Origin of the sequence: Sphingobacterium sp. MYb388, assembly GCF_037479535.1 — a bacterium.
In the GTDB taxonomy this organism is placed as follows: Bacteria; Bacteroidota; Bacteroidia; order Sphingobacteriales; family Sphingobacteriaceae; genus Sphingobacterium; species Sphingobacterium anhuiense.
The window spans coordinates 586,950-600,360 of the sequence record NZ_JBBGYV010000002.1; the positions used below are offsets into that span (position 1 = coordinate 586,950).

The window sequence follows — 13,411 nt, forward strand, 5'->3', positions numbered from 1 at the left end:
CCTAAGATTTTGATATCCTACGAAAAAAGTTAGGTTTTTATTCAAGCAAATAGACCACTTCTTAACACTGCTGAAAAAGATGATAAGAAACTTATACCAGTTTAACGTTTTTAGGTACCCTATTATAAAGAATGAACAAGAACAATAAAGAGTAGATTTTTAATTTTTACGAAGCCGTAAAGTATAATCGCTTTGCGGTTTTTTTTATATGAAAATGAACAAATACCTGTTGTTTTACTTTTTCTTATTCCATTTTGGTTTTGTTAGCTCGGTTGTAGCACAAAATTTCGAACTACGTGGCCGTGTAGTAGATTCCCTTCAAAAAGGTCTTACAGGTATATCAGTTCGCGTTTATATGGAAAACGACAGTATAAGTACTGGAACTGATAAAGATGGTTTTTTTTCTTTTCGTTCATTGAAAAGAGGAAATATGAGACTTCTCGTTAGTAGCTTGGGGTATCAGACTTACCAACAAAATATGGTGTATGCCGGCGATGAGCCTGTCTTTAAATTACCACCGATTATTGTTCAGACCAAGACCCAGCGTTTACAAGAAGTAGCGGTAAAAGCCCCAGGTGCCATTCGTGTTGCCAAGGATACAATCGAGTTCAATGCGTCAGCGTATGCAGTGGGCGAAAAGGACCGCCTAGAAGATCTGTTACGACAGCTACCTGGTGTAAGGATCGATGCTTCTGGAAATGTGACGGCGATGGGCGAGTCCATGACCAAACTGCGGGTCAATGGCAAGGATTTTTTTACCAATAATGTCAAAGATTTTTTGAAGCAGCTGCCTGCAGGTATCATTGCCAAGCTTCAGGTGATCGATGATTATGGCGATCAGGCCAATTTTACAGGGATCAAAGTAGGAAAACCTCAGAAAATGCTAAATCTGGTTATTAAAGATGGACAAAATAAAGGCATCTTCGGCGATGCTGAGGCCTCTGCAAGTACGCAAGGGCTTTTCGGGGGAGGTCTGCAGGGCAATCTCTGGCTCGATGTCCATCAGCTCAGTGCTTATGCCAATCAGCAAAAAACGCGTATCGAGGGCGGGAACCAGCAAACGATAAGTATCGGGGCCAATTATAGACGTTACATGGACAAGAGCAATGTCTACGGGAATTATGGCTATAATACGAACCAGCGAACAGGAGATTCTGAAAGCTACAGCGAGAGCGGTACTAGTAACGGCATCCTGTACAACCGGATGCAGAACAGCAATACCAATCAGAATCAAAATCAGCAAGTGCAGTTTAATATGCAGTCTAGCAGTAAAAAAAACTTTTGGAATTTTCAATTGTCGGGGCAGACTTCCACCGCTGAAGATGCCTCCCATATGGTATCCAAACAGACTGGTGCCATCGTGCAGGATCTGGACAATACGGTGCTGGGCGATTCGAAAAATAAAAGCGGAAACTTATCCCTATCCTGGAGCCGGAATATGGGCAAACAGGGCCGCAGTTTGAGTACCAGCATTTCTGGAAGTGTACAGGGCGGTCAAGAGCTGAGCACGATCCACGATCAGTTGCGTTTCTACGATCACGCAACAGGCGAGCCCGTGAAAGATTCGGTCAATATGCGCCTGCTGAATGCAGACCGAGGGGAGTCCACGCTTGCGCTTAGTGTAAAATATGCCGAACCGCTCAACGATCATGCTGCAACCGATACGAAGCGCAGTTTGGATATCGGTTATAGTTATGCGCTCAGGAACATTGATCAGGTTATGGAAACAAACAGCGGTCAAGTGGGGGTATTACAGCGTATCGATTCATTGAGCACCGATTTCCGCTCGCACTTCAGCACCCATCAGCTGGAGCTGAGTTATCGCGTAGCCGCACCCAAGTTAGGGTATAGCTTAGGGCTACTGTTATTGCCGGCCAGTATGGATGCTATTGAAGGCATGCAGCAGAAGGGCGTAGGTTATAGCCTATTCCATATCTTTCCTGTTGCGAGCCTGCGCTACACACCATCACCAAAAAACAGCATGCAGCTGAATTATACAGGAACTGCTTCGGCTCCGTCAATTCAACAATTGATGCCCTTGCAGGATGTCCGCAACCTGCAGCAGATCACTGTTGGCAATCCCGATCTGAAACCTACGCAGGTGCATCGGCTTAGTTTAGATCTGGGACATGTCAACCCTGCGAAAGGGTATACCTACAGTTTTGCATTAAATGGATCCGTTGTAGAGGATCAGGTCGTGAGCAATGTCCTGCTATTTCCCGACACACTCAACAGTTTCAGGCAGGAGACCCATTATGTCAATGCCAATGGCGCTTATCAACTGAGCGCCAGCTATGATATGACCTTACCATTTGCAAAGGATTACCAATTACGCTGGGGTACGTATGGTAGCAAGAACCGATCGATGGTTTTTATTGGTGGGCAAAAAGGAGCAAATAGTACCATTGCCCTGCGCCAGTCTCTCAGTCTAGCGCTCAATAGGAAAACAATTCGGGGTACCGTAAAGCTCAGTTATGGTCATGCCAACAGCCAATATGAGTTGAATAGCGATTTAAGTAGACGTACCTACAGCTGGGAGATGGGTACTGATGCCCGCTGGACCATCAGTCCACGGCTCGTCATTGGCGCAGATGCCAGTTATCGGATCAATGGCGGGTACAGCATCCCGGTTAGAAATCCCATTTTGATCAACGCCTATACGGAACTATTTCTGTTGCCGAATAAAGACTTTAGTCTGCGATTGCAGGGGTACGACCTTTTGGATCAGCAACAATCTGTCAACCTGATGTTGATGGATAACAGCATCACGCAGCGTACTTCAAGTCGGATCGGGCGTTATGTATTATTGACGGCTAAATACAGCTTGTCCCGCTTTGGGGGGAAGTTGTAGAAAAAATTATGCAGCTCAACTAGGGATAAGAAGCTCAGATGGAACCTACCTATACTAACCAATATTTAAAAATAAACTAAAAATGGAGCAACCACCAATTTTCCGATCGGACTGATGGTCTGTAGGCAAAAGAAGCCACGCTATGTTCGCGCATAGGCATGGCTCAATAGCCGGGTTCACAGCAGCAAACTATTTGAAATTTACCTATTTAACCCAACTAACCCAAAAGTATGGATTATTTTTATTTTAAACAAGGGGTTCGGCATCGCTGGATTTCGCCCCATATTATGCTTGTTATGAAAATAACGACATTTCTACTGCTCATTGGCTGCGTGCATGCAAGCGCCAATACCTATGGGCAAAAAGTAACCCTCTCCGAGCGGAATGTTTCGCTGGAGCGGGTCATCAGCTTATTGAAGCAACAGACAGGCTATGATTTTCTGTATGGTGCCGACCTGCATACCGATACCAGAAAGATCACGATTGAAGCGAAAAATCAGGAGCTTTCCCTGGTTTTAAATCGTTTGTTTGGCGATGAAAGCTTTAGCTATGCGATCAGCGATCGAACTGTTGTCATTAATTCGAATAATGATAGGAATGATGATGAACAACAGCGCAATATTCAAGGTAAAGTACTGGACGAAAACCGAAAACCTTTAGGAAGTGCCTCGGTATCTGTGGAAGGAACCAATCAGAGTATACAAACAGATGTATTTGGCATGTTTACCTTAACCAATGTAGCTGCCGATGCAACTCTCAGGATCAGCTACATGGGCTACGATACCCGTACGATTAAAGTTGCAACCGTTAAGGGATCTACCGAGATCATCTTGCGCATGTCTGAAAACAAACTAGAAGAAGCCAATGTTTTGAGTACGGGATATTATACCTTACCCAAAGAGCGCGCTACAGGATCATTTGAACATGTGGACAATGAACTGTTCAACCGGAATGTAGGTCCAGATGTCATTAGCCGGTTGAAAGGGCTGACGGTCAGTACTATTTTTGGATCTGTGGACAAGGCACCACAATATACATTTCCTGCAGTAAATACCGTATTAGGAAGCAGAAAGATTAATGTTATAGGTCAGTTGCAGGTCAGGGGTATTAGTACCTTAGAGATGGCTACACCTTTTGATGCGGGTACACCTGGAAGGATTCCTTTGGTGATTTTGGATAATTTTCCTTATGAGGGAGATATCAATAATATTAATCCGAATGATGTGGAGAGTGTTACGGTTCTGAAAGATGCGGCAGCAGCCTCCATTTGGGGAAGCCGTTCCAGTAATGGGGTCATTGTCATAACCACCAAAAGAGGAAAGCTGGAGCAACCGCTCCGCATCGCGGTCAATAGTAATGTGACTATCAAAGAACGACCTGATTTATTTTATGGCCCATTTATGAACAGTTCGGATTATATCGATATCGAGAAGTTTAATTTTAATAACGGGAATTACGACTGGTATGTTGACGATCCATCAGCATGGTACATGCCGATATCTCCAGTAATCGCTTTATTGGCGCAACAGCGTGCCTTACCTGTGAGTGATGCGACTGGTCGGGCAACTATTGATACGCAGATTGGTGCTTATCGAAATTACGATCGAAGGAAAGACATTTCGAAATATCTGTATCGCCGTGCTGTTTTACAGCAGTATTCTGCCAATCTTTCAGGCGGTGGTCGGCAATTTTCTTATTTTTTCTCTGGTGGCTATGATCATAATACCGATAGTGAAGTGAATGTTTATTACCGCAGAAAAAACTTACGGAGTAGCATGACTTTTAAACCGATCAATAAGCTGGAACTGAGTGCCAGTATTCGTTATACCAATGGACTGTATCATACTCCTGCAATATGGGATGGGTCACATAGAGTTATTGACAAACTTCCACTTGAACCTTATCTACGATTGGCAGACGATAACAGAAATCCGCTGGAAGTAATCAATCCAAGAAATGCCTCCGTTCCAAATCATACTTATCGCTGGGTGGCCGGAAATGATCGCTTATTGGACTGGCGTTATTTCCCCCTCAACGACATTCAGACGAATTATGGCGAGAGCAATACGCAAGACATCTTGATGAATTTTGGAGCCAATTATACCATCATCCCAACCCTAAATGCGAGTATCAATTATCAGTATGGTAAAAGTACGGATGAAACCAGTCGATTTCTTAGTCGCGATTCCTGGTACATGCGGGAATTTATCAATTCTTACGCGACCTACAGCACCACCGACCTAACGCTACCAGCCTCTTTCAATGTACCCATTGGCGATGGAATTATGCAACAAGCTTTACAGCGTAGCTCCAATACCTTACGGGCACAGTTGAATTTTGACCAGACCTTCCATCAGCTGCATGAAGTTAATGCTATCATTGGTTTTGAACGTAGTGAAGCCAAGATCGATGGTGGTCCATATGTCAATAGGTTATATGGATATAATTCGGATCCGATGATGTTCTCGCCTTTATCTTATGGTACTCCAATCCCGTATGTAAATGGTGATGGAGGAACTAATATTATTCGTTTACCTATATTTCTACAAACCACCTTTATTGATCGGAAGACTTCAATCTTTATGAATGCCTCGTATAGTTACCATAAGCGCTATGCACTGACATTGAGCGGTAGAAACGATGCAGCTAATATTTATGGTATAGCAGCAAGTGACCGGGTCAAACCAAACTGGTCCATCGGTGGGGCATGGAACCTGCACGAAGAAGCTTTCTTTGCATTCGGTCTGCTACAGACCTTGAAGTTCAGAGGGACTTATGGTTACATGGGCAACATCAACAATACGATTGCCGCTTATCCTACGATAATGTATAATCCATCTCCAGATGGCACCACGGGTCTCAATTATGCGCAGGTAGGCCAGGCTCCAAATCCCTATTTAGCACCCGAACGTACGGGCATGGTGAACCTTGGGTTAGATTTTAGTTTGCGCAACAATCGGCTATCAGGTACTTTGGAATGGTATCAGAAGCGTTCGACCAATTTAATTGCTCCCACACCAGTAGATAACAGTACAGGTTATCAATCTATCATGATGAATTCTGCACATATGAAGACGAATGGTTTTGAGCTCAATCTGCAATCCATCAACCTGCAAATTAAAGATTTTAGATGGAGCAGCAATTTACTGTTCGCCTATACGCGAAATGTGGTAACCAAATATCTTTTGCCTTTTCCCGATAATGCTTATCGTTATGTATTCAGTCCCACTGGTGATCCTCAAGCTAATGCTTATCGGGAAGGATTTGACCCCTTTACTTTGTATACTTATCGCTATGCAGGTCTGGATTCGAGGAACGGTGATCCGCTGGGTTATGATAGAAATCATCATATTACGAAGGATTATATCGATATAATTGAAAATTCAAAAGTTCAGGATTTGGAAAACCACGGTTCGATTATTCCACTCTATAACGGGGCATTCCGCAATACGCTACAATGGAAATCTTTCTCGCTCTCGGCCAATATACGCTATAGTTTGAAGTATAAATTGCTTCGTCCTGTCAGTACTAATGGTGTTGGAACCGCTGGATTATTCCAGAATCCAATGACTCCATTTGTTGAGTATGCAAATCGATGGCAGAAACCGGGTGATGAAACCAAACGAGACGTGGGACCTTCCATTCGACCAGGAGAAACGGATGCGCATCGGGATAAATTTTATCAATTATCCTCTGCACGCGTGTTTTCAGGCGATCATATCCGTTTGGAAGATCTCCGTTTGGATTATCGGATCCCTTACACAGGAAAAGTTTTGCGCAGTCTGCAGGTCTATTGTAGTATGAATAACCTGGGGATTATCTGGCGAGCAAACAAATTTGGAATTGATCCGGAATCATTGATGCAACCTCCGACACCTAGAGCAATTACTTTAGGTCTTAATGCGAGTTTTTAGCAGGAATTAATGTAGATAAATTATGATGAAGCAAAAATTAATATTCATACTCATCCCGTTGCTCTTTTTGCAGACAGGATGTAAAAAAGATTTTCTGGATCAGCGACCGAATCTATCGCAGGCTATTCCCGTTACTGTGGCCGATTGCCAGGCACTATTGGATGATTATTCCCGTATGAATGCCGCTTATCCGGACCATGGCGAGGCGGCATCGGATAGCTATTATTTTACCGATGCTGTATATAATAGTCTTTCTGATGCGAACAATTCACCGGAAAATAAAAATAATTATAGCTGGCATCCTCAGGGGGAGCATGTGTCGCAATGGCTTCAGAGCTATCAGGTGGTTTACAGTGCAAACCTGGTGCTGAGTACACTCGAAGAGTTTTCTGCAAATGAACTCAATTATAAAGCCGTAAAGGGCTCTGCTTTGTTTTTTCGTGCCTTTGCTTTATACAATCTGGCACAGCTCTTCTGTAAACCTTATATCGCCACAACAGCAGGAACAGATCCAGGTATCCCACTGCGCTTGACTCCAAATCCACAAGAAGTATCGAGCAGAGAAACGGTAAAGCAGGTTTATGACCGGATCACGGCAGATTTGAATGAAGCTGTATCCTTGTTGCCCGTCGAGGTTCATGTCAAATCACGTCCTTCTAAAGCAGCCGCTTATGGCGCATTGGCACGGGTTCTTCTAGCCATGGAGGACTATACCAATGCCGGGAAGATGGCAGATGAATGCCTAAAATTGCAACCTACGTTGATTGATTATAATGCAACAAGCACAACGCCAACTGCTACGACGGTTAGGAATGCTTCCACAGGACCAGCTTTTCTACGTTTTAATGCCGAAGTGATTTTTCAGGCTGTTACAATTTCAGGTACACTTGCTCAGGGGATGGTCCAAATCAATCCTGCTTTGTATGATTCTTATGCGGAAAGTGACAGAAGAAAAACAGTCTTTTTCGGAGAAGGAATGGAATGGTGGGGAGAGCCTAATGGAATCATTGGTTTCCGGGGTAATTATGACGGAACGGAGAACCCTGTTTTGTTTATGGGATTAGCGACGAATGAAATTTACCTGATCCGAGCGGAATGCTATGCCCGTACAGGTAACACGGCACTCGCCATGAATGATTTGAATACCTTAATGGCAAAACGCATGATACCGCCGTATGTCAACCGGACAGCATCAAGCGCCAACAATGCAGTAGTTCAGATTTTGGAAGAGCGAAGGAAAGAGTTGGTCTTTCGAACCTTGCGCTGGACCGATTTGCGACGCTTGAACAAAGACCCACAATTTGCGGTTACGCTCCGTCGGAATATGAATACCATACCGTATACACCACTGCAACCTAATGATCTGCGCTACACCTTTTTAATTCCGACTCGGGAAGTCATCGACTTAACCGGTATGGAGCAGAATCCGAGGTAATAATGGTTGAAATGCTTTCATTAAAAAGAAATGAATATTATGAAAATTATATTTAGAATAATAAGATTTTTCCTGATTTTTTTCTGTGGATTATTTTTATACTCCTGCCAAAAGGATACAGTGTGGCAAGCTGAAGCGGGCATTGCCAAAGTTAATGTGATCAATGCCGTCGTGACAGGTGGGAATGCCAAGGTTAATGTCGCTGAAAAGGAGATGAACTGGAGCAGTATTCCTGATAATCAAGCTTTGGGTGGATCTATGGTAAACAGAATGTTTATTGTTCCGACAGATCACCGTACAGTTTTTCAGGTTGTACCTCTTAGTGATACTACAAATATGTGGTACTATCAAAGTGCTCAGCTGGGTGCAGGAAAGATTTATACCCTGTACTTATCGGGTACGCCGACAGATTTAAAGACAAAATTTCAGGAAGAAAGCAACTTTCCAGATTATGTGATCCGCGATGCAGGAAAACCCACCCCTTCAGCAGACAGCATTGTCAATATCCGTTTTGTTAATCTGTCGTCATCCGGTCCGAAAGTGGACATTAATATTGTTAATAGCACGAGATTGGAAGCAAGTGATCTGGGTTATCAGCAATTTACGGATTTCAAAACTTATCCTGCTCGGACCGGCACAAATACGATCTCTTTTCAGATCCGGAATTCAGCCGATAAAACGTTGATTGCGACCCATAACTTTAATGCAAATTTTTTTCGCTTTAAATCTGTAGCAATAGTGATGATAGGCATGTATAATACATCTGGACTTCCTGCTGTAGACAACTATCGCGTAGTAGCTGTTCTCTATCAATAGCATATCAAAAAGACATCAAACCCTGCAATTTATATGTTGCAGGGTTTTTTCTTAATCTACTCGTAGGCAGTATTACTCTATAAGAAGATTTTTCATCTCAAGAACTAGGGAAGCACTCCGCTTCAGGAACCTTATATAAACTTACATTTAAGATTCTATTATGAAATTAACAACAGTCATTTGTTTTCTTTTATTATTAACAAGTATTACACAGGCGCAGGAAAAAGATAAATATGGTCGGCCACCTTTGGTGTCAGGAATTACCGAGCTGAAAATTGGTGATCAAGTGCCTGATATTTTGATTGACAATATTATCAATGATGATCAGCGTAGCATCCGCACTTCGGATTATAAAGATCGGTTATTGGTACTTGATTTCTGGGAGCGGAGTTGCGGTACCTGTATCGCCAGCATGCCCAAACTGGATTCTTTACAGCGTATATTTGGAAACCAGATCAAATTGTTGTCCGTAACCTGGGAACCAGAAGATAAGATTATTGATTTTTTCAATAAAAATCGGTTCTTAAAAGAATATCATCCACCTGTACACCGTGCTTCTGCTGTTGATGATCGGGTTTTACGCTCTTATTTTCGCTATCAAACTAACCCGCATGTCATTTGGATCTATAAAGGTAAGGTGATAGCCATTACAGGATATGAGCATATTACGAATGCTAATATTCAGGAAGTATTGGACGGGAAAACCGTGAATTGGCCCTTGAAGAACGATAGCTTTGACCCCATGTACTCCCTCATGCGCTTGGATGGTTTGTCGACAGAAGTGCGTGATTCGCCTTATTATGGTTATTCGGTCTTAACAGGAATGTCCACTTCGATGCAGATTGGATTAGGCGGACTTTTTTTTAAACAAGATACCGCAAGAAACAGTAGTCGCTTGGCCTTTTTTAATCAAGACCTTTCTTCAATTTATCAAATTTTACTGTATGCAACAAAACCATACGCAACAGAGGAAGAAATGAAAAAGGATGCGGCTAAAATACCTTATCTTCCACATCCTGCTAGGAGCATATTAGAGGTTAAGGATGTTTCTCGTTTTCATAACGTTCACCAAGAGGATCAAGTGATCTGGGAAAGTAAAAATCATTTCTGTTATGAAATGGAAAAGCAAGGGCTGGTCGACAAACAAGCATTGGCAAAACAAGCTTTGATAGATTTGAACAATAAATTTGGTCTGAATGGACGATATGAAAAGCGCAAGGTTAAATGTTTGGTTTTTGTGAAAACCGATAAACCTCTTACTGATACTTTGCCAAAAGGGCAAGATGGTATGTCAATCCCCGCTTTGGTGATGATGAAATTGGATTATACACAAAAATATCCACCAGCGATTGATGAAACAGGCTTAACTCCTGATGTAGAGTTTGATATGATGCCAGATGATGGTACTATAGCTGGCTTACGCAAGGAGATGCAACGTCATGGCTTGGATCTGATAGAGGACGAGCGTGAAATCGAGGTTCTGGTGATCACGGATGTCCAATAATAACACGGTTGCTACTGGGATACACAAGAGACCCTGCAAAATATAATTTGCAGGGTCTCTTTCTTTAAGCTGCTCGCGGGCAGTACGGCTAAACCGGAATGTTAGAAGCGTTTTTAGAAACGCTTCATTAATTTGTTTTTACACAAATAATAATATATTTCAACTCTTCTTTATGGAGTTGGTTTTAGCAATACATTAGTACTTTCTGTTCTTGTTTGAAGCGCATCTGCAATTGCCACAACTAACCCGAATGTAAGAATAGGTTTCCCCAAGTTGTCATTGGCCTGAATAGCACATATGAAATTGTTGGGGTTTGGACAGCTTGGAGGTGTATTTCCTTCAAGATTGTAGCTGTTAGGATCTCCAATACTACCGGGATTATTATATGAATACCAAGGCATAATGGTAGTGCTTTTATAAATCAAAAAGCATAAACTTTAATTGGTTGCTTACTCTATTGATAGGGTTTTCAGCTTCGCCCTTTGCCTACTCGATTGTGGATTTTCGGCACCTTCCGTTTTAATGGTTGCTTAGGTATATAAATTGTGTTTTACGTCTTTTTTTAGTAAGTTTTTACGTCTTTACAATTTGCCAACCTAGCTACACTTATTTTTATTCACGCGCGTGTGAGAAAAGTGTCATGCTTCTTGTCATGTGTTTTCACTTTTTTATGTTTTTAGAAACACATTGACTGTATTTGTTTTGCTCTCCAAAGCTCTTGCTATTTCACAGATGAGCTCGAAAGTCAAAATTCGTTGTCCATATTATCCATTTCTATCATGCTTACTTTATGGAGTTGGCCTTAAAAGCACATTTGTACTTTCAGTCCTACTGTTCACCGCATTAGCTATCTCACATATTAAAGCAAGTGTAATAATAGGAGAACCCGAATTATCACTAGCCTGTATCGCACACAAGAAATTGTTTGGATTTGGACAAGGTGGAGGTGTACTTCCAACAATTGTATAACTGTTAGGACTACAGATATTTCCTCCGATATATGAATACCATGGCATAATTGTAGCGCTTTTATAGTTCAAAAAGCTTAAACTTTAATTTTTTTATTGTCTACTCTGTTATAGGATTTTCGACGTTGTCCTAAATTTTTTTAAGGTGTTGGCCTTAATAGTACATTAGTACTTTCAGTCCTACTGTTTACTGCATTAGCGATCTCGCATATTAAACTCATTGTAATTATTGGATGACCCATATTATCAATGGACTGTATTGCACAAAGAAAATTGTTCGGATTTGGACAGTTTGGTGGTGTTGAAGCAGGGCTGTAACTATTTGGGTTGCAAATATCTCCGGAATTGTATCTATACCAAGGCATAATTGTAGGGCTTTTATAGTTCAAAAAGCTTAAACTTTAATTTCTTTCTAGTCTACTCTGTTTTAGGATTTTCGACATGCTCCTTTTATTAATATCTTTTAAATCTTAACCTCAAACATTAAGGTTTTAATAATACATTGGTCGTATCGGTTCTATTTTGAAGCGCTATTGCGATCTCACATTGAAGTGCGAATGTCATAATCGGTGCTCCCATATTATCAAATGCCTGTATGGCACATAAAAAATTGTTAGGATTTGGACATGATGGTGGTGTGCTTCCTATTAGTATATAACTATTAGGATCACAGGGATTTTTTGGGATCCCAGCAGGTGTAAATGCATACCAAGGCATAATCTGTTTGCTTTTATAGATCAAAAAGCCTAAACTTTAATTTCTTTCGTCTACTCTGTTATAGGATTTTCGACATGCTCCTTTTTTTCGATAAACGTGTTTCTTTAACCTTCAACTATGGTGTTGGTTTCAGTAATACATTCACACTTTCTGTCCTATTTTCCAAAGCTGCATTTATTTCGCAGACTAGCGCCGCAGTAATAATTGGTTGTCCAAAATTGTTAATGGCCTGTATAGCACAAATAAAATTGTTTGGATTAGGACATGACGGCGGAGCATTTCCCACCAATGTATATTCATTTGGGTCGCAGGGATTTCCTGGAGGAAATGCAGGTGTAAATTGATACCAAGGCATAATTGTAGCGCTTTTATACATCAAAAAGCTTAAACTTTAATTTCTTTATTGTCTACTCTGTTATAGGATTTTCGACCTGCTCCTTATTATTTATTTCTCTTCAGTTTAATTTAACTTAATGCTTTGCATTACGGACAGAGTAACACATTGGTGGTTTCTACTCTATTATTCAAAGCATTTGATATTTCCATAATTAGTGCAGCTGTTATAATAGGTTGTCCCATATTATCCGCAGCTTGTATTGCGCAGAGGCGAATGTTAGGATTTGGACAGGATGGAGGAGTGTTTCCCACGTTCGTGTAATTGTTTGGATTACCAATGTCACCACCATTATATTTATACCAAGGCATAATCGTAGCGCTTTTATAGATCAAAAAGCATAAACTTTAATTTCTTTTGTCTACTCTTTAAAGGATTTTCGACATGCTCCTTTATTCTTTTTTTATAAATGGTACCAAACCTTATTGGTACCTTCTTGCAGGAAATATTCCTGTCTCAGGATGATGTTTTCACTATCATGACCACAGCGTACTGCTGCTGCCATTTCTTTTTGAAGTGATTCATCAATAATGGGCTTTCCGGTTGCATCAAAGCAGGCATTGATGGCGTAGATCTTATCTGTACAGCCCTGAGTGCAGGGCGATTTTTTACCGACCACATAACGTGTGTACTGTGCGGGATCGGTAGGATCAAACCGTGTACCTTGTCTGGGTGTAAAGAGATACCATATTCTCATCTTGCTTTGCTTTGAATGAACCTAAATTCCTATCTTGCTTACTCGTTTACAGGGTTTTCAGCTTCGCCCTTTTGTTTTTTAACATCTGTGTTATCAGGTGATGCTAGGCCCGCAC

Annotated in this window: 11 protein-coding genes; 6 read left to right on the forward strand and 5 right to left on the reverse strand. The window is 41.5% G+C overall.

What is annotated here, in order from left to right; translation table 11 throughout:
• The first annotated feature begins 214 nt into the window (after positions 1-214).
• The 5 genes from WH188_RS08405 to WH188_RS08425 all read left to right on the forward strand — a co-directional run bounded on the left by WH188_RS08405 (position 215) and on the right by WH188_RS08425 (position 10,520).
• Positions 215-2,851 (forward strand): outer membrane beta-barrel protein, encoded by a 2,637-nt coding sequence (locus WH188_RS08405; protein WP_339423799.1) that lies wholly within the window; start codon positions 215-217, stop codon positions 2,849-2,851.
• A gap of 230 nt (positions 2,852-3,081) precedes the next feature.
• The gene (locus WH188_RS08410) at positions 3,082-6,765 is read left to right on the forward strand and encodes a SusC/RagA family TonB-linked outer membrane protein (RefSeq protein WP_339423800.1); all 3,684 of its coding nucleotides are present in this window, start codon (positions 3,082-3,084) and stop codon (positions 6,763-6,765) included.
• Positions 6,766-6,787: 22 nt separating this feature from the next.
• A complete protein-coding gene (locus WH188_RS08415; RefSeq protein WP_339423801.1) occupies positions 6,788-8,200 on the forward strand; it encodes a RagB/SusD family nutrient uptake outer membrane protein in 1,413 nt (470 codons plus the stop codon).
• Between the two features lie 39 nt (positions 8,201-8,239).
• On the forward strand, positions 8,240-9,016 hold the full coding sequence (locus WH188_RS08420) for a hypothetical protein (protein ID WP_339423802.1): 777 nt from the start codon (positions 8,240-8,242) through the stop codon (positions 9,014-9,016).
• A 160-nt stretch (positions 9,017-9,176) separates the two neighbouring features.
• Entirely contained in the window at positions 9,177-10,520 is a 1,344-nt protein-coding gene (locus tag WH188_RS08425; protein ID WP_339423803.1) for a TlpA family protein disulfide reductase, read from the forward strand.
• Between the two features lie 170 nt (positions 10,521-10,690).
• Here the strand turns inward: WH188_RS08425 and WH188_RS08430 are convergent, their stop codons facing one another.
• From WH188_RS08430 to WH188_RS08440, 3 genes are all read right to left on the reverse strand, one after another.
• Positions 10,691-10,921 (reverse strand): hypothetical protein, encoded by a 231-nt coding sequence (locus tag WH188_RS08430; protein ID WP_339423804.1) that lies wholly within the window; start codon positions 10,919-10,921, stop codon positions 10,691-10,693.
• 387 nt (positions 10,922-11,308) lie between these two features.
• Positions 11,309-11,536, reverse strand: coding sequence for a hypothetical protein (locus tag WH188_RS08435; RefSeq protein WP_339423805.1), 228 nt, complete (start codon positions 11,534-11,536; stop codon positions 11,309-11,311).
• A 435-nt stretch (positions 11,537-11,971) separates the two neighbouring features.
• Positions 11,972-12,205, reverse strand: coding sequence for a hypothetical protein (locus WH188_RS08440; RefSeq protein ID WP_339423806.1), 234 nt, complete (start codon positions 12,203-12,205; stop codon positions 11,972-11,974).
• Positions 12,206-12,279: 74 nt separating this feature from the next.
• Here WH188_RS08440 and WH188_RS08445 point away from each other — a divergent pair, with 74 nt between their 5' ends.
• Entirely contained in the window at positions 12,280-12,549 is a 270-nt protein-coding gene (locus WH188_RS08445; protein ID WP_339423807.1) for a hypothetical protein, read from the forward strand.
• Between the two features lie 139 nt (positions 12,550-12,688).
• On the opposite strand, the gene WH188_RS08450 is transcribed toward WH188_RS08445, so the two are convergent.
• Positions 12,689-12,910, reverse strand: coding sequence for a hypothetical protein (locus WH188_RS08450; protein ID WP_339423808.1), 222 nt, complete (start codon positions 12,908-12,910; stop codon positions 12,689-12,691).
• Between the two features lie 92 nt (positions 12,911-13,002).
• Entirely contained in the window at positions 13,003-13,296 is a 294-nt protein-coding gene (locus WH188_RS08455) for a hypothetical protein (protein WP_339423809.1), read from the reverse strand.
• Between the last annotated feature and the right edge of the window lie 115 nt (positions 13,297-13,411).

Excerpts from the sequence above, each read along its gene's own strand:
- WH188_RS08405 (WP_339423799.1), top strand. The coding sequence starts at position 215 with ATGAACAAATACCTGTTGTTTTACTTTTTCTTATTCCATTTTGGTTTT.
- WH188_RS08410 (WP_339423800.1), top strand. The coding sequence starts at position 3,082 with ATGGATTATTTTTATTTTAAACAAGGGGTTCGGCATCGCTGGATTTCG.
- WH188_RS08415 (WP_339423801.1), top strand. The coding sequence starts at position 6,788 with ATGATGAAGCAAAAATTAATATTCATACTCATCCCGTTGCTCTTTTTG.
- WH188_RS08420 (WP_339423802.1), top strand. The coding sequence starts at position 8,240 with ATGAAAATTATATTTAGAATAATAAGATTTTTCCTGATTTTTTTCTGT.
- WH188_RS08425 (WP_339423803.1), top strand. The coding sequence starts at position 9,177 with ATGAAATTAACAACAGTCATTTGTTTTCTTTTATTATTAACAAGTATT.
- WH188_RS08430 (WP_339423804.1), bottom strand. The coding sequence starts at position 10,921 with ATGCCTTGGTATTCATATAATAATCCCGGTAGTATTGGAGATCCTAAC.
- WH188_RS08435 (WP_339423805.1), bottom strand. The coding sequence starts at position 11,536 with ATGCCATGGTATTCATATATCGGAGGAAATATCTGTAGTCCTAACAGT.
- WH188_RS08440 (WP_339423806.1), bottom strand. The coding sequence starts at position 12,205 with ATGCCTTGGTATGCATTTACACCTGCTGGGATCCCAAAAAATCCCTGT.
- WH188_RS08445 (WP_339423807.1), top strand. The coding sequence starts at position 12,280 with ATGCTCCTTTTTTTCGATAAACGTGTTTCTTTAACCTTCAACTATGGT.
- WH188_RS08450 (WP_339423808.1), bottom strand. The coding sequence starts at position 12,910 with ATGCCTTGGTATAAATATAATGGTGGTGACATTGGTAATCCAAACAAT.
- WH188_RS08455 (WP_339423809.1), bottom strand. The coding sequence starts at position 13,296 with ATGAGAATATGGTATCTCTTTACACCCAGACAAGGTACACGGTTTGAT.